Origin of the sequence: Pseudophaeobacter sp. 1A09344 (assembly GCF_041008745.1) — a bacterium.
In the GTDB taxonomy this organism is placed as follows: domain Bacteria; phylum Pseudomonadota; class Alphaproteobacteria; order Rhodobacterales; family Rhodobacteraceae; genus Phycobacter; species Phycobacter gallaeciensis_A.
Map to the genome: position 1 here is coordinate 12,876 of NZ_JAXGFS010000005.1, position 20,418 is coordinate 33,293.

A 20,418-nucleotide genomic window follows, 5' to 3' on the forward strand; every position below is an offset into this window, starting at 1 on the left:
CCCATGGCGCAGGAGCCGGGACAGGGACCAGCCATCGGACGTAATGCGCATCGCATCCTTGCGCTGCTGACCCTCGGCCCCATCCTGCTCTGGGCGCTGGCCTTTGGCGCGGTCTTGTTCCTCAGCACGGTCCTTGGCTGCACCATCAACGAAGGCTTTGCCGCGCCCTGCCTCCTCCTTGGCCGCGATATCAGCGACACGGCCTATGCGCTGGGACTGTTCGCGGCCTGGGGGCCACTTGTCTTTGCCCCCTTTGTCATGGGCGCTGGTCTTTCCTGGGCCATTCTGGCATTGATCGGCGCACTCCGGAAAAGAAAGAACTGAAGATGCTGAAAACCCGCATCATCCCCTGTCTCGATGTCGCTGATGGCCGCGTGGTCAAGGGCGTGAACTTCGTCGGCCTGCGCGATGCGGGCGATCCCGTGGAGGCGGCCAAGGCCTATGATGCGGCGGGCGCTGACGAGATCTGTTTCCTCGACATCCACGCCACCCATGAAAACCGCGGCACCATGTTCGACATGGTGCGCCGCACCGCCGAGCAGTGCTTCGTACCGCTCACCGTGGGCGGCGGGGTGCGCACCAAGGAAGACGTGCGCGCGCTTTTGCTGGCGGGAGCCGACAAGGTCTCCTTCAACTCCGCCGCCGTTGCCAACCCCGATGTGGTGGCCGAGGCCGCCGCGCAATTCGGCAGCCAGTGCATCGTGGTGGCGATCGACGCAAAGACCGTCGCCCCCGGCAAATGGGAAATCTTCACCCATGGCGGGCGCCGCGAAACCGGTATCGACGCGGTGGAGTTTGCCAAGACAGTTGTGGCCAAGGGCGCAGGCGAGATCCTGCTGACCTCGATGGACCGCGACGGCACCAAATCCGGCTTCAACCTGCCCCTGACCCGCGCGATCTCGGACGCGGTGGATGTGCCGGTGATCGCCTCGGGCGGGGTCGGCACACTTGACCACCTTGTCGAAGGTGTCACCAAGGGCGGCGCCTCGGCGGTGCTGGCCGCTTCGATCTTCCACTTCGGCGAATATACCATCCAGGAGGCCAAGGAGCACATGGCCGCCGCCGGTATCCCGATGCGCCTCGGCTGAGAAAGGCTCACCGCCATGACCCTGCTGCACGACCTCGAAACCACCATCCAATCCCGCAAGGGCGCGGACCCTAGCAGCTCCTGGACCGCGAAACTCCTGTCCAAGGGGCCCGAGAAATGCGCCGAGAAATTCGGTGAGGAAGCCATCGAGGCGATTATCGAAGCGGTGAAGGACGACAAGGCGAAACTCGCCAGTGAAGGCGCCGATGTGCTTTATCATTTTCTGGTAATGCTTGCCGCCCGCGATGTGGCGCTGGACGAGGTCCTTGCCGTTCTGGCCGAACGTCAGGGCCTCAGCGGCATCGCAGAAAAAGCCGCCCGCCCAAAAGGCTAACCCCTGCTCCTCCAGACCCCCCGCTCTGATCCGGGTCAAGGGCCGCGCCAGCGGCCGCGCAAGGCGCGGTTCACCCTTGAGGCGGAACAGATCGGATAACACTCGCCATGGCGCTTCAGGGCAGAACTGCCCCTGAAGCGCCTCTCAGCGGATCCTTTGCCGCCGCGCGTCAGCGCGGCGCCCGGCCCAACGGGAGCCTTCACATCTTTGATGTGACGCGCGACGGGCGGGAGCCCCCCAGCGCGCTACAGTTTCGACGAAATGATACCAGTGGCAAACCCGCCCATGCGGAGTTCGCCGAACAGGCGCTGGTATTCGATCTTGGGGCAGCGGTTCTGAATCACGTCAACGCCGCGCGCCTCGGCCTTGGCGGCGGCCTCGGCGTTCTCGACGCCGATCTGCATCCAGATGGTCTGAAGATCCGGGAACAGCTCGAGCGCCTCATCCACAATGGGTGGCACCGCTTCGGAGCGGCGGAAGATATCGACCATATGTACCGGTTCATCGATCTCTGACAGGCTGGCGCGCACGGTGGCGCCGAACAGCCGCTTGCCCGCGTGGCCGGGATTGACCGGAATCACCCGGTAGCCCTTGAGGCCAAGGTAGCGTGCCACATAGTAGCTGGGGCGCACAGAATTCATCGACACCCCCACCACCGCGATGGTCCGGGTCCGTTTCAAAATCTTGCGCAAAAGGTCGTCGCTATAGCTGGTCATGGCCAGACCCTACTGTGCTGCCGCCGCGTGGAAAAGCCAAATTCGCGGCATTGCGCGACGGAAAACCGACGGCAATAACGAACCGGCCAGTGAGCACATCAGCATCCCCAAAAAGAAAAAAGCGCCCGGAAGGGATCCCGGGCGCGAGGTATGGAACGAGGGACAGTGAAAAAGGTCTACGGATGTTCCGTTCCGCAGCCCTGAATTATATGTGGGTCTTCGGAACAGGCTTTTAAAGGGGCTCGATGTTCGGAAGGGCTGGCGGCACCAATTGTCGCCGCAGATCCCTTTACTCGGGGTGCAAGGCAGCGGGCCAATGGGCGTCGGCTTCGGCGATCAGCTGCGCCGCCTGTGCCCGCCACCGCGTCAGCGCCCCCTCATTGTTCAAAAGGAACAGCCGCCCGTCAACAATCACCCACAGCTGCGGGTCCCCGGCCTTCAACACGCCCCGCGCCATGGCAGAGGCGCAATAGCCACCGAACATCGGTGCATAGGCACGCGGGTTCATTTCAAACCGGATCTGATTGCTTTGAGACGCGAAACGCCAGATGACACCTTTCCATACAACGGAATAGCGTGCTCGCCCCGCCACGGCCTCTCCGACGTCGAAAAAGGCCACCGTGTCATAACCGCCAAGCGCCACCCCTTCGCGCGCCGCAAACAGGGGCGAATCCGCCAGCGCGCCCCGGGGCGGGACGGACAACAGGACGGCAGCAACCAGAACGAACAGGCGCAGAAACAAGAGACGACTCCACAGGATCAATTTTAGATGACCCAATTCTGCCCCATGCGTATCAGGCTGAACAGGCGTGTTACGAATAAGTGAACGCCGTGTGTCTGCGGCCACAGGGCCGGTCTGATCTCATTCGGAAAGGCGTCGGGTAAACCCCACTAGCCTGCCTCAGTCGAAAATATCCTCGATCACGTCAAAGGCCTCAGACAACACTTTTTGAAACATGCTTTTGCGTTTCTTGCGCGGCTTGCTCTTCTTCGGCTTGTAGGCGGGTTTCACCGGCGCAGGCTGGTGCGAAATCTTGGACCGCGACGCAGGCACAGCCGTCGCCGGGGTTTTGGCCCCCTTGCCCGGCGCCAGTGGCCGGGCCTTTTGCGCCGAAAGCGGCGCCCCGCAGGTTCCGCATATCAGCGTGGACATGCCACGCCCACCCGGCACAAAGGCCGATTGAACGCCGCAGTAACAACAACTGAGGATCTTACCTCCGGAAATGCTGGAATGTGCGATGCCTGCCTCCTGTCTGCTTAGGATCTTTCTCTGGAAGCATATAGGGCGATTGCCGCAGCATTTGAGACGTTGAGCGATCCGAATCCCCCGGCAAAGTCGATTTTCACCAGTTGATCCACGGTTTCCTTGGTCTTTTGCCGCAGCCCCGGCCCCTCGGCGCCGAGCACCAGCGCCACCGGGCGATCCTTGCGCCCTTCCAGCGCCTGTTCGATGGTCTGCTCTGCCTCGCCATCGAGGCCCAGCACCAGAAAGCCCATATTCTGCAGCTCGGTGATGGTATCCGAGAGGTTGCGCATCCGCAGATAGGGCTGACGTTCCAGCGCGCCGCTGGCGGTTTTCGCCAGAGCGCCGGTTTCGGGCGCCGAGTGATGGCGGGTGCCGATCACGGCGCTGGCGCCCAGCACCTCGGCCGAACGTAGAATCGCGCCAACGTTATGCGGGTCAGTCACCCGGTCCAGCAGCAGAACCCGCGGCACTTCGGCGCCAATGCAGTTTTCCGCAAGACTGCCCCAGTTGAGCGGTTTCACCTCCAGCGCCGCGCCCTGGTGCACCGAATTGGGATCCAGCGGCGCGTTGAACTTACGCGGATCGACCACCTCGGGTTCGATCCCGGCGGCAGCGATGGCCTCTTCCAGCTTGTTCTGGGCATTCAGCGTCACGATCAGCCGCAGTTTCTCCCGGCGCGGGTTCATCAGCGCATCGCGCACCGCGTGCAGGCCAAACAGCCAGACGGTTTCGCTCGCGCCTGCCTTCTTGGCCTGTTCCTTTTCGATGACCCACTGGGGTTTCTTGGTGGGTTTCTTCGACATTGCTCTCTCCGACAAAAGGAATTTCAGGCCAGCGCAGAAAACTTGGTATTTTCCTGTTGACGCCCGTTGGTGCCGCTAGTAATCACGCCTCCACGTTAGGTGCAACACTCACCTGACAGTGGGCGACAGGCCGCAAGGTGTGGCAGGGGACTGTAACTCCCTCGCGGAGACGCACGCCTGGTTCGATTCCAGGGTCGCCCACCATCTTCCTCCTTGAAATGATTGATATTTTCATCGGGAACGATGGTGGCATCCGCCCGTATCGGGTCTAGGTCTCCCAATACAGCACTGCCCATCGCTTCAGCTCTGGCAGCCGGTTTTGCCCCGTTTCCAGCCTCATATTCCCCTTACCCTGCCCCCCATAACGGGCATCGGTTTCGGGTCAGATTCCCCTAAAGGCCCCGCCCCCGGCAGGATGCAAAAAGACCCGGCACAGGACCGGGTCAATCTTCAAAAACCACTGATATTCGGCAGTGGGGACCGCGCCCTGAGGCGTCACTCTGCCGGGGTTTTGACCGCCTGCATCACCCAGGCCTCCAGCGCATCAAGATCGGCGTCAGCCGCCTCTGCCAGACCGCCGGAGAAATCCTTGAAAGCCTCCACGTTCATCCGGTTGACGCCAGAAACGACCGGGATACCCATGGCAAGCGCCTCGCCAATGACGGGGCGCATGCCGCGGCCATCGGCCTCGTGCTTGCCGAACTTGTTGACCAGCAGCACCTGCGGTGCGGGTGTCTGAGCAAGGCTCTCGGTGACCTGCCCTACCGCCTGCTCCAGCGCACCGGGGTTCAAGCGGCAGCCGCGGGCCTCTGGCCCCAGAGACTGGGAAATGCGGATCACCTCATCCCCCGGCAGCACCCGCACATCCATGTCGCAGAGCTTGTCATCATAGCATTCGGTATTGGTCTGGACGATTCCCGCCAGACGCAGCCCGCGCGTCTGCAAACGCTCGGCCAGCGCGGTCAGCAGCCGGTCGGTGGCGCCGCGTTCAGTGGTCATGACATAGGCCAGGCTCATCGGGAGACCTCACTTGGTTGTGGTTCTGTTCAGCGAAACAGATCCTAGCGCGGTTTCAGGGAGCGGACCAGAGGGGCATTTGCCGCGCCACCAGAAGGGCAGCGCGGCAGAAGAGGTGGCTTAGAGACCCAGCGCGTGGCGGCGCTCCTCGGCAAAGCCTTGCACGATGCGATCCGCGATCAGCGCCAGAATCGCCATCGCCGCCCCGGCAGAAATGCCCAGCCCCACATCCGCCTGCCCCAGCGCGAGGTAGATCGACTGACCCAGACCGGTGGTGCCGATCAGCGCTGCGATCACCAGCATGGCAAAGGCATAAAGGATGGTCTGATTGAGCCCCAGAAGGATGGTCGGCGCCGCGTAGGGCGCCCGCACATCGCGCATCATCTGCCAGCGGGTCGCGCCCGAAGCGGTCGCGGCCTCGATCATCTCGGCGGGTGTCTCGGTCAGACCATGACGAGTATAGCGGATCATCGGCACGATGGCATAGGCCATGATGGCGAGGAAGGCCGAGAACTCGCCAATCTGGAACACCATCAGCACCGGGATCAGGAAGACAAACAGCGGGATCGTCTGCAGCATATCGCAGATCGGGCGCACCACGCGCCAGACCATGGGCGAGGCTGCCGAAGCAAGGCCGATGGCACCGCCAAGAACCGCGCAGGCAAAGACCGAGGCACCTGAGAGGTAAAGCGACAGAAGCGCCCGTTCCCACAGGCCAGACAACAGGATCGTTATCAACAGAACCACAGACAGCGCCGCCAGACGCACGCCGCCTGCAACAAAGGACAAAGCCCCTACCCCGACCAGCACAAAGGGCCAGGGAAGCTGCGAAATTCCCGTTTCCAGCATGCCCGTGGCGATCAGGATCACCACACCCAGCGTCAGCTTGCCGCGATAGGCACAGTACAATCCTGCAACGGCGCCTGCAGCAAAGAGCGCAAGGCTCATCCCCGTGGTCCAGACAAAGCCCCAGGTGAAAGGCAGCACCGCCTGGTCAAGCCCGATCCGCAGCGGCAGCAGCACGTAGAACATCACGCCGTTCTTGACGCTGGTCAGCAGCTCGGCATTGGCACTTGTAAAGGCCGACAGGCCCGCGTCGACACGATCCGCCGTACTGTCGAACAGCGCATAGTCGCCCGGATGCTGCAGCTGGCCGTAAAAGGCCAGACTGACGATTGCGCCGAGCACAAGGATTGCCAGCGACACGCGCCCGTCATAGCTGCGGCGCCTTTCATCGGCGAGCGTGCCGCTCATCCGGTCGATCAGGATGGCAAAGATCACGATCACAAAACCGGCCAGCAGGCTGGCACCGAACTGCGCCTTGCGCATGGTCAGCAGCACTTCCCAGCCGATGTCGTCAAAACCCCCGATAACGGCAGCGATGATCACCATCGATAGGGCCGCCATCAGGCATTGGTTGACACCCACCATGATCTGGGTGGCAGCGGCGGGGATTTCCACCTGAAACAGCTGCTGCATGCGGGTGCCACCAGCCATCACGGCGGCTTCCTTGATTTCCGGTTCGATCCGCTCCAGCCCCAGCATCACGTTGCGGGCCATCGGCGGCGCCGCATAGATGGCCGAGGCGATCAGCCCCACCACCGGACCAAAGCCGAAAAGCACCAAGAGGGGCGTCAGATAGGCAAAGGTCGGCACCGTCTGCATCACGTCCAGGAGCGCCTGAACCGGCGCCCGCACCCGAGGGTATTCATTGGCCAGCACGCCAATGGCACCGCCAACCAGCAGCGCCAGCGGCACCGAGACCGAGACCAGCGCCAGCGTGTTCATGCTTTCGGGCCAGTAACCCGAGGCGAGCACAGCACCCAGCCCCACCGCAGCCATCAGCGCCATCGCCAGCCCCCCAAGGCGCCAGCCCAGCGCCACCGTGGCCGCGATCAGCAATGGCCAGGGCGTTTCGCTCAAGATCCAGCCTGCGGCCTCCATCGGATAGGCCATCAGGGCAGAAAACATTCGGGCTGCCGGTTTGATCAGGGCCAGAAAACTCTCCATCCCGCTGCCGACCCAATCGGTCGCGGGAAGCACCCAGCCTTTGGGGAATGAAACAAGCCAGGGCGCGACGCCTTCCAGCGCCAGACACAGAATGCCCACCACCAGCGCGATCAGCGCGGCGCGGCTGCCTTTGCTGAGCGTCATCATGCCGCCGGATCCACCTGCAGGGCCGCCGCCAGATCTGCCGGGTTCACCACGCCCAGCAGCGCGCCATTTTCGTCACGCACCGGCACGGGTTCATACAGCTCCATGCAGCGCGCCAGCGCCGCATCCAGCGTCATGTCGCGGCGCAAACCCGGATCGTCGGGGCCATGGGACAGATCCCCGCCAGTTTGCATGACCGAGGCCACATGAGCGTGCTGCCCCTTCGCGACATCCTTGGAGAATTCACGCACGTAATCATCCACCGGGTTCAGCACGATGTCCGAAGGTGTACCGATCTGCACGATCTTGCCATCGCGCATGATGGCGATGCGGTCGGCCAGCTTCAGCGCCTCATTGATGTCATGGGTGATAAAGACGATTGTGGTTTTCAGCTTGGCCTGAATGTCGAGGAATTCATCCTGCAACTGGCGGCGGATCAGCGGATCCAGAGCCGAAAACGGTTCATCCAGGAACCAGACGGAACAATCCGCCACGAGGGATCGCGCGATGCCGACCCGCTGGCGCTGCCCGCCGGACAGTTCGCGTGGGAAATTCTTTTCGCGCCCGCCAAGGCCGACCAGTTCGATCACCTGCTGCGCCTTCGCCAGCCGGTCCTTCTTGCGCATCCCCTGCACCCTCAGCGGATAGGCGACATTTTCGGCCACGCTCATATGCGGGAACAGGCCGAAGTGCTGGAACACCATGCCCAGCTTGTTTCGGCGCAGCTCGATCAGCCGTTTCGGGCTGGCGGTGCGGATGTTTTCGCCGTCGATCAGAATATCGCCGCCGGTGCCCGGCAAGAGCTGCGAGATACAGCGGATCAGCGTCGACTTTCCCGACCCGCTGAGCCCCATGATGACGAACAACTCGCCCTCTTTCACTTCGAATGTGGCGTCCTGCACCGCGGGCGTCAGCCCCTTGGCGCGCAGCGCCGCGGCAGCCTCTTCGGCAGATTGAGTTTCAGACAGCGCCTGTTTCAGAGCACTGTCCGCATGGGCGCCGAACACCTGCCAGACATTCTGGCAGGTGATGGCTGGTGTCGACGTGTCACTCACGGCGCTTTGGCTCACTTCAGCGCGGCGTCCACGACCGGACGCCACTTGTCCTCATTGGCCGCCATCCAGTCGGCAACCACTTCCTCGACGCTGCCACCATCAACGTCGATGGCGCCCATCATCGGCTGCTGGTCTTCAACGGCCAACGTGTAGGACGACAGGATCTCATGCGCTGCGGGCCAGGTTTCGGCCAGACCGGACCAACCCGCCTTGAAGATGCGCGAGGGGGCAAAATCGCAATCGTTGACCGCGTTGGGGTTCGGGCCCCATGCCGGATCGGTAAAGCAGGCCTCTTCGCCCTCGGGCAGGTCGACGAACTGCACGTCATAGGCGGACATCGCCCAATGGGGTTGCCAGAAGGTGATCAGCAGCGGCGTCTTGCGCTCGGTCGCGGCGCGCAGCTCGACGATCAGCGCGGCCTCGGAACCCGCGGGAACCGCCTTGAAAGGCAGATCAAGACCGGCCATGCGGTCGGCCCCGGGGGTGCCCCAGTCGGCCGGGTAATCCACCAGACGGCCCTGCGGCAGGGTTTCGGCAGTGGCGAACTGCGGCGCGCAGGCCTTCAGCGCCTCCCATGCGGGCAGACCCGGGCACAGCTCAGCCACATGGGCGGGGTAAGCAATGCCTTCCTTGGCGTCGAGTTCCAGATCACCCAGTTCCTCGACGGTGCCTTCGGCGACCTTCTTGGCATATTCGTCCGATACGTTGGAGGACCAGATTTCCAGCGTCGCGTGGATGTCACCATCCGCGATCGCCTGGAACTGGTTCATCATGCCGGCCGAGACATATTCGACCTTGTAGCCCGCAGCCTTCAGCATCTCACCAGCGATGTGAGTGGTGACGTGCTGGCCAGTCCATTCGTTGACTGCCAGTTTGATCGGCGTGTCCACCGCACCCAGATCAGCCGCTGCCGCGGCACCGGAAAGCATGGCAGAAGCGCCCAGCGCCAGTGCAAAAGAAGTTGATTTCATGGATGTCATCCCCGTTCTGTGGGCGCATCAGGCGGACCCGAAGTCCCGCGCCCTTATGTGATTGTGGTCGTCTGGTGTCGCGGACTGCGCAGCCCATCGGCCGTCATCTGCCGTTTCGCCACCGCCGGTCCAAGCCGCTCATCTCCGCGTATTGATGATCCAGTGTGACCGCCTACAGGACAAGGTTTTGCCTTTAATACGACCATTTGTCGAGCATTCACGGCGCTGCCGACGCATTTTCTTGATTTTCCATTTAAATTTTTGGATGGAAATTCAATTTTGAGACCGGATACCCCGTACCTCCGCCTGGCGATGCACGCCTCAGAAAGAATCAGGGGCGGCACAGATGATCGGTCGCCCCTTTCTAGTTTCAGGTTGTTACAGCACCCGCGCAAGCCGCAGCATCGCTGCAGTCACCGTGCTCAGCTGTTCTGGCGTGCTGATAAATGGCGGCATCGTATAGATGTTATGACCAAAGGGACGCAGGAACACGCCGGTGTCCGGCGCCAGCGCATGGGCTTCATCAGCGGACACCGGATGATCCATCTCGATCACGCCAATCGCCCCCAGAACCCGCACATCCCGCACCCCTGGCAGGTCGCGCGCCGGGGCCAGCTCTGCCAGCATCTGCGCCGCGATATCTGCAATGCGCCCCCGCCAATCCTGCCCGGTCAGCACATCGATCGCAGCGCAGGCAGCAGCGCAGGCCAGTGGATTGGCCATATAGGTCGGTCCATGCATGAAGATACCGGGATTGCCGCCACCGATGCCTTCCGCCACCCGGTCATTGGTCAACGTCACCGCAAAGGAAATATGCCCACCTGTCAGCCCCTTGCCGAGGCACAGGATATCCGGCTCAACCGAACAGAAATCGGTGGCGAACATCTGTCCGGTGCGGGCAAAGCCAGTGGCGATCTCATCAAAGATCAACAGGACGCCGAATTCATCGCAGAGCGCCCGCGCCTGGCTGAGGTACTCGGGGTGGTAGAAATACATGCCCCCCGTACCCTGCACCACCGGCTCCAGAATAAACCCAGCGATGCGGTCCTGCCCGGCCTCCAGCACCCGGCGCAATTCGCCGAGGCCGTTTTGCTCGGGGTCCGGGTTCCAGTCCTGCCCCATCGCCACCGGCGGGCGAGAGACGAAATGCTGAACGCTGAGCGCGCCCTGAAACAGGTGATGCATGCCGGTGTCGGGATCGCAGACGCTCATCGCCTTCCAGGTGTCCCCGTGATAGCCCGAGCGCACGGTGGCAAATTCGCTGCGCCCCGGTTGCCCCATGGCGTGCTGGTATTGCACCGCCATCTTCATCGCCACCTCGACCGAGACCGAGCCGCTGTCGCAGTAAAAGATCCGCTGCAGGCTGTCCGGCGTGATTTCCAGCAGCCGCCGTCCCAGCTCCACCGCCGGCTCATGGGTTAACCCGCCGAACATCACATGTGGCAGGGTGTCGATCTGTGCCTTCATGGCCGCCGTGATCACCGGATGCCGGTGCCCGTGCATCATGCACCACCACGAGGACATGGCGTCGATCAGACGGGTGCCGTCCTCCAGCGTGATATGGACGCCTTCCGCTTCCTTTACCAGAAAGGTCCGGCCGGGTTTGGTGACATTGGTATAGGGGTGCCAGAGGTGTTTCTTGTCAAACTCCAGCGGGGTCAGCGGCGGGGTCATCGGGATGTCCTTCCTTCAGGTCAGCGCCATGCGGATGGTGGCAAGGTCGACATGCGCGGCGCAGGCCTCGGCCAGCGTCACCGGGGTCAGCGGATCCAGATGCGGCAGCCGTCCCAGATGCGGCACCTGCCCGAACTGGCAGATGGTGTCCTCCACCTCGGGTTCGGGATCGCCACTGAACAGCACGCCGACGACAGGGCATCCCAGATCCTTGAGCGCCATCAGCGAGAGCAGCGAATGGTTGATCGTGCCGAGCCGTGTCGCCGCGCAAAGCACCACAGGCGCACGCCAATGGGCAAAGAGATCGAGAAACAGCTCACGCCGGTTCAGCGGCACCATGACGCCGCCGGCACCCTCGACGACCAGGGTGCCCGCGCCTTCGGGCAAGGCCAGCTCCGCCAGCGAGATTTCCACCCCCTCAGCCTCGGCCGACAGATGCGGCGAAGCAGGCAGCTGCAGCCTGTATGCTTCGGGCAGAACCTGGCGCCCGGTCATGCGCGCCACGAACGCGCTGTCGGTTTCCTCCTCAAGGCCGGACTGAACTGGCTTCCAGTAACTGGCGCCAAGCGCCTGCACCAGCGCCGCCGATATCACCGATTTGCCGATCCCGGTGTCGGTCCCCGTGACAACCAATGTGCGGCTCATGGGCGCCGCTCCAGCACCTGTGCCAGATCGGTGAACATCTCCGTCACCACCGATTTTGAGGTGTTGAGCGTGATGGAGACCCGCAGCCGCGAGGTGCCCGCAGGCACCGTGGGCGGGCGAATGCCGCGAATGTCATAACCAAGCGCCTGCAGATCCGAGGCCAGCTGCATCGTGCGCCCGTCCCCGCCTGTGATCACTGGTAGGATCTGACAGGCAAAGCCGGTCAGACCGCACAGGCGCGCAGCCTCGGCATGGGCATGATCAATCACCTCCCAGGCACGGTCGATGCGCGACGCATCCTGCTGCAGCAGAGCCAGCGATGCCCGCACCAGCGCGGCATTGAGCGGTGATGGCGCGGTGGCAAAGATGAAAATCCGCCCCTTGTTGATCAGCATGTCGATCAGCACCTTCGGCGCGCAGATCAGCGCGCCCGAGGCGCCCAGCGCCTTCCCGCAGGTGTGCAAGCTGATGACGTTGGGCCGATGCGCGATGTCATGCGCCAGCCCGCAGCCCTGCGGTCCGAACAGGCCGGTGGCATGAGCCTCGTCCACCACCAGAACTCCGCCGGACGCGTCGGCCAGCGCCATCAGCTCGGTCAGTGGCGCCAGATCGCCATCCATTGAATAGACCGCCTCGACCGCGATCCAGACCTGCCCGATGCCGCCCGCCGCGCGCCAGTCAGAGATCACCCGCGCCGCATCAGCCACATCGTTATGGGCAAAGTTTTGCGTTTCGGCCCGGCCCAGCCGCATCCCTTCTCGGACGCTGGCGTGAATCAGATCGTCATATAGCACCAGATCGCCGCGCTGTGGCAGGGTCGCGAAGATCGCCACATTGGCGTTGAAACCGCCACCCATGAACAACGCCGCCTCACTGCCGAAAAAGGCCGCCGCCTCTTCCTCAAGCTGCTGATGTTCGCTGTCATTGCCGCGCAGCAGGCGGGAACCGCCGGCACCGACGGGCACACCCCGCTGCAACGCCGCCATCGCGGCGGCGCGCATTTCATCGCTGGCCGCAAGCCCAAGATAATCGTTCGATGAAAAATCATGCCCGGCCCGCGGGATCAGGCGGCGATAGCGGTCCTGATCCGCAAGAGATGTGAGCAGCGCCTGTTGACGCGGAAACAGAGCCGTGGCGGGATCAGCGGTGGGGTCGGCTGCGGCGATATTCATTCGCCCGCCTCGCCAATCCGCCCTTCGCAATGGGCAGCCATGGCCACCAGACCCAGCCGGTCGAACAGCTGCTGGTCCTGGTCTTCCTCGGGGTTGTCCGCTGTCAGCAACGTTTCCCCGACAAAGATCGAATTGGCCCCAGCAAAGAAACACATCGCCTGCAGCTCATCGCTCATGTCGGTGCGGCCTGCCGACAGGCGCACATGGCTGTTCGGCATCAGGATCCGGGCCAGCGCGATGGTGCGGACGAATTCGATCGGGTCGAGTTTCTGGACGTCTGCCAGTGGCGTGTCGGCAATCGGGATCAGCATGTTCACCGGCACCGAATCCGGGTGTTCATCCAGCGTTGCCAGAGCAAGCAGCATGTCGATCCGGTCCATCTGCTCTTCGCCCATGCCGACGATGCCGCCCGCGCAGACCTTGATCCCCGCCTCGCGCACCCGATTCAGGGTCTCGATCCGGTCGGCGAATGTGCGGGTGGTGATGATCTCGGAATAGTAACGTTCAGAGGTGTCGATATTGTGGTTGTAGTAATCCAGCCCCGCATCTCGCAAGCGGAACACCTGATCCTCCTCCAGCATGCCAAGGGTCATGCAGGTCTCCATCCCCAGTTCCCGGACCCCATAGATCATCGCCTCCAGCGCCGCCATGTCGCGCTCTTTCGGGCTGCGCCAGGCCGCCCCCATGCAGTAGCGTGTAGCGCCTGCGTCCCGGGCCTTTTTCGCCTCGGCGATCACCCGCTCCACCTCGATCAGCTTGCTGGCAGAGAGTTTTGCACCATTGCGCGCGGATTGGCTGCAATAGGCGCAATCCTCGGGGCAGCCGCCGGTCTTGATGCTCAGAAGCTTGGATTTCTGTACCTGATTGGGGTCGAACGCCTGGCGATGCACGGACTGCGCCTGAAACAACAAATCCATGAAGGGCTGATTATAGATTTTCTCAGCTTCGGTACGTGTCCAGTCGGTTCTGATCGGCGCAGAATCCAGCATCTGGGACCTCCCATTTCTATTTATAGATTATTTATCCAAGGCCACCGCCCCGCTTGATTTTTTATAGATAATTTAGACTGACAAATACAAGCCCCGGACTGTTGATTTTCGAAACGGGATTATTTCGTTATATTTCAGAAACTTAATACAATCCATTCAACGAAAGACGCGACTGAAGAAACCCTCTTGACGGCGCGGGGGCAGCTCCCCTAGGTGTGAAAGCACGCAGGGGAGTCCCGCCACGGGGACTGAGAGGCTGACAGGACGGGAACACTTCCGGCCGGTGACGCGACCCTTAGAACCTGACCCAGTTGACACTGGCGTAGGAAGCTAGGATGCGCGTCGTTGCGGCCCCGTACAGGTCCAATTCCGCGCTGCCCGAACCGAACGGTAGGTACGACCGTTCCGCGTTTCCCCGTCCAAACCTCATCTGGTGTCTTTTCCGAGTTTTGGCTTCGAGGAGCACCGCATGACCCATCAGAATTCCACGATCGCGCCCAGCGTGACCACCGGCCCGCTGCCCGCATCGCGCAAGATCTACGTCTCCGGCGACATCCACCCTGAGATCCGCGTGCCAATGCGCGAAATCGCAACCCACCCCACCGCGGGCGAGGCGCCGCTGCCGGTCTACGACAGCTCCGGCCCCTATACCGATCCCGATCACACCACCGACATCCGCCAAGGCCTGCCCGCCCTGCGCCGGGACTGGATCCTGACGCGCGCCGATGTGGAGGAATACCAGGGCCGCGATGTAAAGCCCGAGGACAACGGATTTGTCGAAGGCGACCGGCTGACACCGGAATTCCCTCAGCGCCCGGCCCCGCTGCGCGCCACGGGCGACAGGGCGGTGACGCAGCTGGCCTATGCCCGCGCCGGGATCATCACGCCCGAGATGGAATATATCGCCATCCGCGAGAACCAGTTGCGCGAGACCTCGCCCTGTCATCGCGATGGCAATGATTTCGGCGCCAATATTCCCGACTACGTGACGCCCGAATTCGTCCGCCAGGAGGTCGCCGAAGGCCGCGCCATCATTCCAGCGAACATCAACCACCCCGAGCTGGAGCCGATGATCATCGGCCGTAATTTCAAGGTGAAAATCAACGCCAATATGGGCACCTCAGCGGTGACCTCCTCGATGGAGGAGGAAGTGGACAAGCTGGTCTGGGCGATCCGCTGGGGCGCCGATACGGTGATGGATCTCTCCACGGGGCGCAACATCCACAACACCCGCGAATGGATCATCCGCAACTCTCCCGTGCCCATCGGCACGGTGCCGATCTATCAAGCGCTGGAAAAGGTGAACGGCATTGCCGAGGACCTGACCTGGGAGGTGTTCCGCGACACGCTGATCGAACAGGCCGAACAGGGCGTCGATTATTTCACCATCCACGCCGGTGTGCGGCTTCACATGGTGCCGATGACCGTCAACCGCGTCACCGGGATCGTGTCGCGCGGCGGCTCGATCATGGCGAAATGGTGCCTGCATCACCACAAGGAAAGCTTCCTTTACGAGCATTTCGAGGAGATCTGCGACATCTGCCGCCGGTATGATGTCTCCTTCTCCCTTGGCGACGGGCTGCGCCCCGGATCGATCGCCGATGCCAATGACGAGGCGCAATTTGCCGAGCTGGAAACCCTGGGTGAGCTGACCAAGATCGCCTGGGCCAAGGATTGCCAGGTGATGATCGAGGGGCCGGGCCACGTCGCCATGCACAAGATCAAGGAGAACATGGACAAGCAGCTGGAGTGCTGCCACGAGGCGCCATTTTACACGCTTGGCCCGCTCACCACAGATATCGCACCGGGCTATGACCACATCACCTCTGGCATTGGCGCCGCGATGATCGGCTGGTTCGGCTGCGCCATGCTCTGCTACGTGACGCCCAAGGAACACCTGGGCCTGCCGGACCGCGATGATGTGAAAACCGGCGTGATCACTTACAAGATCGCCGCCCATGCCGCCGATCTGGCAAAGGGCCTTCCCGGCGCCCAGCGGCGCGATGATGCGCTGTCCCGCGCCCGGTTCGAATTCCGCTGGGAAGATCAGTTCAACCTCTCGCTCGACCCGGAAACAGCGCGGGATTTCCATGACGCCACCCTGCCGAAACAGGCGCATAAGGTGGCGCATTTCTGCTCCATGTGCGGGCCGAAGTTCTGCTCCATGCGGATCAGCCACGACATCCGTGCCGAGGCGCAGAAGGAAGGCATGGAGGCGATGGCCGCCAAATTCCGCGAAGGCGGCGACCTATACGTGCCCGTAAAAGACACTGAGGACGCGGGGGCATGATCACCATCGCAGGCGCGGGCCTTGCCGGGCTCGCCGCCGCGCATGAGCTGGCCCGGCGCGGAGCCGAGGTGACGCTTTATGAACGCAGCGCCCACATCGGTGCCGATAGCGTTTCGCGTTATGCCGGCGGCATGCTCGCGCCCTGGTGCGAGGGCGAAAGCGCCGAGAAGGAGGTGATCACCCTCGGCAGCCGCGCCCTCGACTGGTGGGCCCGGATCACCCCGGTGACCCGGCGCGGCACGCTGGTGTTGGCACCCGCCCGAGACCGCGCCGAGCTGACCCGTTTTGCCCGGCGCACCCGCGCACATGTACCGGTCGATGAGACGCAGATCGCCGCGTTGGAGCCGGAACTGGCAGGCCGGTTCCGCGCCGGGCTGCATTTCACGGAAGAGGGCCATCTGGACCCGCGCCGCGCGATCCGGGATCTGGCAGCCCGGGTACAGGAGATGGCCGTGACCCTGCACCGCGGCACACCGGCGCCGTCGCGGGTCACGCTTGATTGCACCGGGATGGCTGCGCCCCTACCGGGCCTGCGCCCGGTGCGCGGCGAGATGGCGATCCTGCACGCGCCCGGGGTGGAGATCAGCCGCACCCTGCGGCTTTTGCACCCGCGCAGCCCCATCTACCTGGTGCCGCGCGCCGATCACCATTTCATGCTGGGCGCCACCATGATCGAAAGCAGCGCCAGTGGCCCACCCACCCTGCGCGCCCTCAGCGAGCTGATGAATGCGGCCTATGCGCTGCACCCCGGCTTGGCCGAAGCGGCGGTGGTGGAGATCGGCGCAGGACTGCGCCCAGCCTTTGCCGACAACCTGCCGGATCTGATGTGGCAGGACGGCACCCTGTACCTCAACGGCCTGTACCGACACGGCTTTCTTCTGGCGCCCGCCATGGCCGCGCGCGCTGCAGACATTCTGATTCCGGAGACTAGTGATGCAGATCATCGTGAACGCAGATCCGCGTGACATCCGCGCCACCACCCTCGCTGCCGCGCTGAAGGAGATGGGCTTTACCAGTCCGGCGATTGCCACCGCACTCAACGGGCAATTTATCTCGCGCGCCAAACGCGATGACACCAGGCTAACGGCGGGCGACCGACTGGAAGTCCTCGCCCCGATGCAGGGGGGCTAAGCGATGCGCCTTTATGATGTCGACCTTTCCTCGCGGCTCTTGCTGGGCACCGCGCAATACCCCTCGCCTCAGGTCCTGACCGAGGCGGTGCAGGCCAGCGGCAGCGAGGTGCTGACCGTCTCCCTACGCCGTGAAACCGCAGCGGGATCGGGCGCAGGGTTCTGGGACATGCTGCGCCAGACCGACGCGCGTATCCTGCCCAACACCGCCGGATGCCACACCGCCCGCGACGCCGTGACCACCGCCCAGATGGCGCGGGAAATCTTCGACACCCCCTGGATCAAGCTGGAGGTGATCGGCCATGGCGATACGCTGCAACCGGATATCTTTGCCCTGGTCGAGGCCGCGCGGATCCTGTCCGAGGATGGCTTTCAGGTCTTCCCCTACACAACCGAGGATCTGGTTGTCGCCGAACGGCTTGTCGATGCGGGCTGCGAGGTGCTGATGCCCTGGGGGGCGCCGATCGGTTCTGGTCAGGGGTTGCGCAATCCAGACGGGCTGCGTGCCATGAGGGCGCATTTCCCGGAGGTGCCGCTGATCGTCGATGCCGGGATCGGGCGGCCATCGGATGCGGCGGAAGCTATGGAGCTGGGCATGGATGCGGTCCTCTTGAACACCGCAGTTGCCAAGGCGGGCGACCCTGTGGCTATGGCCCGCGCAATGGATCTGGCCATACGGGCCGGGCGGGCTGGGTTCGAAGCGCAGCCAATGGAGCCGCGTGACATGGCGGTGCCTTCGACGCCGGTCCTTGGTCTTGCAGAGTTGATGTGATGGAACGTTTTTACCTGATTGTCGGCCACGTCGGCCGACTAGAGCTACTAGTGCCCCACGGGGTGAAACTGGTGCAGCTACGCATAAAGAACCAGACGGATGCAGAAGTGCGCCGCCAGATCGCCCGCGCCCGCGACATCTGCGCCGTGCATGGCGCGCAGCTGGTGGTCAACGATTACTGGCAGGCGGCGCTGGATCTCAACTGCTCCTTTGTGCACCTCGGACAAGAGGACATGGAGGCGGCCGATTTTGCCGCCCTGCGCCGCGCGGGCGTGCACTATGGGCTTTCAACCCATGACGAGGCAGAGCTGGATCGCGCCCTATCCCATGATCCGGCCTATGTGGCGCTGGGGCCGGTCTACCCGACCCTGCTGAAACAGATGAAATGGGATCCGCAGGGATTGGAGCGGGTGACCCGCTGGAAGTGCCTTGCCGGTAATACTCCGCTGGTGGCCATCGGAGGGCTGACGCCCGAGCGTCTGCCGGGTGTCTTTGCTGCGGGGGCCGACAGCGCCGCCGTGGTCACAGATATCCAACAGGCCCCCGACCCCGAAGCCCGCACCCGGGAATGGATCAGGGCCTGCGCATCATGAGCCAGACCGCAAGATATGCCCGCCAGATCGCCCTGCCCGAGGTCGGCGCCGAGGGACAGGCGCGGCTTTCGGCGGCGCATGTGCTGGTGGTGGGCGCCGGGGGGCTTGGCTGCCCGGCGCTGAGCTATCTGGCCGGGGCTGGTGTGGGCGAAATCACCCTGATGGACCCCGATGTGGTGGAGGAAAGCAACCTGCACCGCCAACCGCTGTTCGATATGCGGGATCTCGGTACGCCAAAGGTAGAGGCAGCCCGCCACCACCTACTACGGGCGCATCCGGATCTGCGGCTGCATGCAGATCCGCACGCACTCGACCCGCTCAACGCGCCCGCCACGGTGGCACAGGCCGATCTGGTGGTAGATGCCGCCGACAGTGTCGCCGCCTCCTATATCCTGTCCGATTGCTGCAAGGCGCAGAGTACGCCGCTGATTTCCGCCTCGGCGCTGGGACAATCCGGCTATGTCGGTGGTTTTTGCGGCGACGCGCCATCCCTGCGGGCGGTCTTTCCCGATCCCCCGGCCAGCGGCGCCACCTGCGCCAGCGCCGGGATCATGGGGCCGGTGGTGGGCAGCATTGGCGCACTTCAGGCGCAGATGACGTTGAAGGCGCTCTTGGGACATGCGCCCTCACCACTGGGGCAGTTGATCACGCTAGACATGGCGACGCTGACCCCCGGCGGCTTCCGCTTTGACGAAGCGGAAGAGCCGGAAATCGCCCTGCCCTTCATCGCCGCAGCCAACATCCAGCCAGAAGATCAAGTGGTCGAGCTGCGCGATCCGTCCGAGGCATCAGCGCCGGTGACACCGCAGGCCCTGCGCCTGCTGCCACAGAATATTCTGAGTGCCGACCTGCCAGACGACTGCCGGATCGTCCTGTGCTGTCACAGCGGGTTGCGGGCCTGGAGCGCCGCCCGCTGCCTGCAACAGCGCGGCTACAAAAATCTGGCGCTGCTGGCAGCGGGTGCCACGTGATCGAGCCGGGAACTCCGCGCATTCTGGTGATTGCAGGCACGGATTCCAGTGGCGGCGCGGGCCTCACCCGGGACACGGCAATGGCGCAGCGGCTGGGCTGCAGCGTGGCGCCGGTGGTCACAGCCGTCACCGCCCAGACCAGCACCGCACTCACGTCGCTCTGGCCCGTACCGCCCGAAGATATCGCAGCGCAAATCACCGCTGCGCTGCGTGAGGCTCCTGTTCAGGCGATCAAGATCGGCATGCTGGGCACCTCCGAAGCTGCCCGCGCGGTCGCCGAGTTGCTACCGCCAGAGATGCCGGTGGTTCTGGACCCGGTACTGAAGACGTCTTCCGGAGGGACGCTCGGCGACCTGATCTGCCTAGCGCCGTTGCTCCGACGTGTGACGCTGCTGACGCCAAACCTGCAGGAAAGCGCATCCCTGTCCGGGCAGCCCGTGAGCGCGGCGCTGCCTGATCTGCAACTACAAGCGAAGATCCTTATGGGCTGGAATGGAAAAACGGATCCAGCTGGATCCTCAGTGCAGGTCGCCCATACTTCGGGGCCAAACGCAGTTCTAATTAAGGGTGGCCACGCGAAGGGAGCAATCAGCACCGACCATCTGTTTCAACCGGGGCGGCACAATGCATATCACGCCCCGCGCCTGCCCCACGGCCACCGGGGCACCGGCTGCGCGCTGGCTACGGCCATCGCCTGCCAGCTGGCCCAGGGGCACGCCCTTGAGGAAGCCTGCGCACGGGCCAAGACGGCGTTGACCGAATGGCTGGTCCAGCAGCAAATCGATTAAGAGCATGGGAA

22 protein-coding genes and 1 tRNA gene are annotated in these 20,418 nt (G+C 63.4%); 11 read left to right on the plus strand and 12 right to left on the minus strand.

The window, feature by feature from the left end; all coding sequences use genetic code 11:
• The first annotated feature begins 3 nt into the window (after positions 1–3).
• From SM765_RS10065 to SM765_RS10075, 3 genes are read left to right on the plus strand one after another with little or no spacing between them, the layout of a single operon-like run.
• On the plus strand, positions 4–324 hold the full coding sequence (locus SM765_RS10065; RefSeq protein ID WP_274837712.1) for a hypothetical protein: 321 nt from the start codon (positions 4–6) through the stop codon (positions 322–324).
• A 2-nt stretch (positions 325–326) separates the two neighbouring features.
• Positions 327–1,088, plus strand: a complete 762-nt coding sequence (hisF, locus tag SM765_RS10070; protein WP_274830045.1) for an imidazole glycerol phosphate synthase subunit HisF — start codon at positions 327–329, stop codon at positions 1,086–1,088.
• Positions 1,089–1,103: 15 nt separating this feature from the next.
• Positions 1,104–1,421 carry a phosphoribosyl-ATP diphosphatase gene (locus SM765_RS10075; RefSeq protein ID WP_065273020.1) on the plus strand — a complete coding sequence of 106 codons (318 nt, stop codon included), beginning with the start codon at positions 1,104–1,106 and terminating at the stop codon, positions 1,419–1,421.
• 245 nt (positions 1,422–1,666) lie between these two features.
• On the opposite strand, the gene SM765_RS10080 is transcribed toward SM765_RS10075, so the two are convergent.
• The 4 genes from SM765_RS10080 to rlmB form a co-directional block, all read right to left on the minus strand.
• Entirely contained in the window at positions 1,667–2,137 is a 471-nt protein-coding gene (locus SM765_RS10080; protein WP_065273019.1) for a CoA-binding protein, read from the minus strand.
• Positions 2,138–2,426: 289 nt separating this feature from the next.
• On the minus strand, positions 2,427–2,879 hold the full coding sequence (locus SM765_RS10085) for a YHS domain-containing (seleno)protein (RefSeq protein WP_368981498.1): 453 nt from the start codon (positions 2,877–2,879) through the stop codon (positions 2,427–2,429).
• A gap of 159 nt (positions 2,880–3,038) precedes the next feature.
• Positions 3,039–3,290, minus strand: coding sequence for a hypothetical protein (locus SM765_RS10090; RefSeq protein WP_274833000.1), 252 nt, complete (start codon positions 3,288–3,290; stop codon positions 3,039–3,041).
• 104 nt (positions 3,291–3,394) lie between these two features.
• Positions 3,395–4,186, minus strand: a complete 792-nt coding sequence (gene rlmB / locus SM765_RS10095; RefSeq protein ID WP_065273016.1) for a 23S rRNA (guanosine(2251)-2'-O)-methyltransferase RlmB — start codon at positions 4,184–4,186, stop codon at positions 3,395–3,397.
• Between the two features lie 120 nt (positions 4,187–4,306).
• Here rlmB and SM765_RS10100 point away from each other — a divergent pair.
• Positions 4,307–4,390: transfer RNA gene (locus tag SM765_RS10100), tRNA-Tyr, on the plus strand.
• A 291-nt stretch (positions 4,391–4,681) separates the two neighbouring features.
• Here the strand turns inward: SM765_RS10100 and SM765_RS10105 are convergent.
• The 8 genes from SM765_RS10105 to bioB form a co-directional block, all read right to left on the minus strand.
• Positions 4,682–5,203, minus strand: a complete 522-nt coding sequence (locus SM765_RS10105; RefSeq protein WP_065273015.1) for a DUF2478 domain-containing protein — start codon at positions 5,201–5,203, stop codon at positions 4,682–4,684.
• A 120-nt stretch (positions 5,204–5,323) separates the two neighbouring features.
• On the minus strand, positions 5,324–7,360 hold the full coding sequence (locus tag SM765_RS10110; protein WP_274837713.1) for an ABC transporter permease: 2,037 nt from the start codon (positions 7,358–7,360) through the stop codon (positions 5,324–5,326).
• Complete coding sequence (locus SM765_RS10115) at positions 7,357–8,412, minus strand: quaternary amine ABC transporter ATP-binding protein (RefSeq protein ID WP_274830052.1); 1,056 nt, start codon at positions 8,410–8,412, stop codon at positions 7,357–7,359. The genes SM765_RS10110 and SM765_RS10115 overlap by 4 nt, the downstream gene beginning before the upstream one ends.
• Positions 8,413–8,423: 11 nt before the next feature.
• Positions 8,424–9,383, minus strand: a complete 960-nt coding sequence (locus SM765_RS10120; protein ID WP_274837714.1) for an ABC transporter substrate-binding protein — start codon at positions 9,381–9,383, stop codon at positions 8,424–8,426.
• A gap of 378 nt (positions 9,384–9,761) precedes the next feature.
• Positions 9,762–11,057: an adenosylmethionine--8-amino-7-oxononanoate transaminase gene (gene bioA / locus SM765_RS10125; RefSeq protein ID WP_368981499.1), complete on the minus strand. Its 1,296-nt coding sequence runs from the start codon at positions 11,055–11,057 to the stop codon at positions 9,762–9,764.
• 15 nt (positions 11,058–11,072) lie between these two features.
• The gene (gene bioD / locus SM765_RS10130) at positions 11,073–11,702 is read right to left on the minus strand and encodes a dethiobiotin synthase (protein WP_274837716.1); all 630 of its coding nucleotides are present in this window, start codon (positions 11,700–11,702) and stop codon (positions 11,073–11,075) included.
• The gene (locus tag SM765_RS10135) at positions 11,699–12,874 is read right to left on the minus strand and encodes an 8-amino-7-oxononanoate synthase (protein WP_274837717.1); all 1,176 of its coding nucleotides are present in this window, start codon (positions 12,872–12,874) and stop codon (positions 11,699–11,701) included. Before SM765_RS10135 ends, bioD begins: the two co-directional genes overlap by 4 nt.
• Positions 12,871–13,863, minus strand: a complete 993-nt coding sequence (gene bioB / locus SM765_RS10140) for a biotin synthase BioB (RefSeq protein ID WP_274834986.1) — start codon at positions 13,861–13,863, stop codon at positions 12,871–12,873. Before bioB ends, SM765_RS10135 begins: the two co-directional genes overlap by 4 nt.
• Before the next feature lie 469 nt (positions 13,864–14,332).
• Between bioB and thiC the strand changes: the two genes are divergently transcribed.
• From thiC to thiD, 7 genes are read left to right on the plus strand one after another with little or no spacing between them, the layout of a single operon-like run.
• Entirely contained in the window at positions 14,333–16,153 is a 1,821-nt protein-coding gene (gene thiC / locus SM765_RS10145) for a phosphomethylpyrimidine synthase ThiC (protein WP_274837718.1), read from the plus strand.
• The gene (locus tag SM765_RS10150; protein WP_274834988.1) at positions 16,150–17,118 is read left to right on the plus strand and encodes an FAD-dependent oxidoreductase; all 969 of its coding nucleotides are present in this window, start codon (positions 16,150–16,152) and stop codon (positions 17,116–17,118) included. The genes thiC and SM765_RS10150 overlap by 4 nt, the downstream gene beginning before the upstream one ends.
• Positions 17,087–17,284 (plus strand): sulfur carrier protein ThiS, encoded by a 198-nt coding sequence (gene thiS / locus SM765_RS10155; protein WP_274834989.1) that lies wholly within the window; start codon positions 17,087–17,089, stop codon positions 17,282–17,284. Before SM765_RS10150 ends, thiS begins: the two co-directional genes overlap by 32 nt.
• A 3-nt stretch (positions 17,285–17,287) precedes the next feature.
• Positions 17,288–18,055 carry a thiazole synthase gene (locus SM765_RS10160; RefSeq protein ID WP_274837719.1) on the plus strand — a complete coding sequence of 256 codons (768 nt, stop codon included), beginning with the start codon at positions 17,288–17,290 and terminating at the stop codon, positions 18,053–18,055.
• On the plus strand, positions 18,055–18,648 hold the full coding sequence (locus tag SM765_RS10165) for a thiamine phosphate synthase (RefSeq protein ID WP_274834991.1): 594 nt from the start codon (positions 18,055–18,057) through the stop codon (positions 18,646–18,648). Before SM765_RS10160 ends, SM765_RS10165 begins: the two co-directional genes overlap by 1 nt.
• Positions 18,645–19,619: a HesA/MoeB/ThiF family protein gene (locus SM765_RS10170; protein WP_274834992.1), complete on the plus strand. Its 975-nt coding sequence runs from the start codon at positions 18,645–18,647 to the stop codon at positions 19,617–19,619. The genes SM765_RS10165 and SM765_RS10170 overlap by 4 nt, the downstream gene beginning before the upstream one ends.
• Entirely contained in the window at positions 19,616–20,407 is a 792-nt protein-coding gene (gene thiD, locus SM765_RS10175; RefSeq protein WP_274837720.1) for a bifunctional hydroxymethylpyrimidine kinase/phosphomethylpyrimidine kinase, read from the plus strand. The genes SM765_RS10170 and thiD overlap by 4 nt, the downstream gene beginning before the upstream one ends.
• Positions 20,408–20,418 lie beyond the last annotated feature (11 nt).

What these genes read in the sequence shown, in the direction of transcription:
- SM765_RS10065 (WP_274837712.1), top strand. Translation starts at nt 4, where the DNA reads ATGGCGCAGGAGCCGGGACAGGGACCAGCCATCGGACGTAATGCGCAT.
- hisF (WP_274830045.1), top strand. Translation starts at nt 327, where the DNA reads ATGCTGAAAACCCGCATCATCCCCTGTCTCGATGTCGCTGATGGCCGC.
- SM765_RS10075 (WP_065273020.1), top strand. Translation starts at nt 1,104, where the DNA reads ATGACCCTGCTGCACGACCTCGAAACCACCATCCAATCCCGCAAGGGC.
- SM765_RS10080 (WP_065273019.1), bottom strand. Translation starts at nt 2,137, where the DNA reads ATGACCAGCTATAGCGACGACCTTTTGCGCAAGATTTTGAAACGGACC.
- SM765_RS10090 (WP_274833000.1), bottom strand. Translation starts at nt 3,290, where the DNA reads ATGTCCACGCTGATATGCGGAACCTGCGGGGCGCCGCTTTCGGCGCAA.
- rlmB (WP_065273016.1), bottom strand. Translation starts at nt 4,186, where the DNA reads ATGTCGAAGAAACCCACCAAGAAACCCCAGTGGGTCATCGAAAAGGAA.
- SM765_RS10105 (WP_065273015.1), bottom strand. Translation starts at nt 5,203, where the DNA reads ATGAGCCTGGCCTATGTCATGACCACTGAACGCGGCGCCACCGACCGG.
- SM765_RS10110 (WP_274837713.1), bottom strand. Translation starts at nt 7,360, where the DNA reads ATGATGACGCTCAGCAAAGGCAGCCGCGCCGCGCTGATCGCGCTGGTG.
- SM765_RS10120 (WP_274837714.1), bottom strand. Translation starts at nt 9,383, where the DNA reads ATGAAATCAACTTCTTTTGCACTGGCGCTGGGCGCTTCTGCCATGCTT.
- bioA (WP_368981499.1), bottom strand. Translation starts at nt 11,057, where the DNA reads ATGACCCCGCCGCTGACCCCGCTGGAGTTTGACAAGAAACACCTCTGG.
- bioD (WP_274837716.1), bottom strand. Translation starts at nt 11,702, where the DNA reads ATGAGCCGCACATTGGTTGTCACGGGGACCGACACCGGGATCGGCAAA.
- SM765_RS10135 (WP_274837717.1), bottom strand. Translation starts at nt 12,874, where the DNA reads ATGAATATCGCCGCAGCCGACCCCACCGCTGATCCCGCCACGGCTCTG.
- bioB (WP_274834986.1), bottom strand. Translation starts at nt 13,863, where the DNA reads ATGCTGGATTCTGCGCCGATCAGAACCGACTGGACACGTACCGAAGCT.
- thiC (WP_274837718.1), top strand. Translation starts at nt 14,333, where the DNA reads ATGACCCATCAGAATTCCACGATCGCGCCCAGCGTGACCACCGGCCCG.
- SM765_RS10150 (WP_274834988.1), top strand. Translation starts at nt 16,150, where the DNA reads ATGATCACCATCGCAGGCGCGGGCCTTGCCGGGCTCGCCGCCGCGCAT.
- thiS (WP_274834989.1), top strand. Translation starts at nt 17,087, where the DNA reads ATGCAGATCATCGTGAACGCAGATCCGCGTGACATCCGCGCCACCACC.
- SM765_RS10160 (WP_274837719.1), top strand. Translation starts at nt 17,288, where the DNA reads ATGCGCCTTTATGATGTCGACCTTTCCTCGCGGCTCTTGCTGGGCACC.
- SM765_RS10165 (WP_274834991.1), top strand. Translation starts at nt 18,055, where the DNA reads ATGGAACGTTTTTACCTGATTGTCGGCCACGTCGGCCGACTAGAGCTA.
- SM765_RS10170 (WP_274834992.1), top strand. Translation starts at nt 18,645, where the DNA reads ATGAGCCAGACCGCAAGATATGCCCGCCAGATCGCCCTGCCCGAGGTC.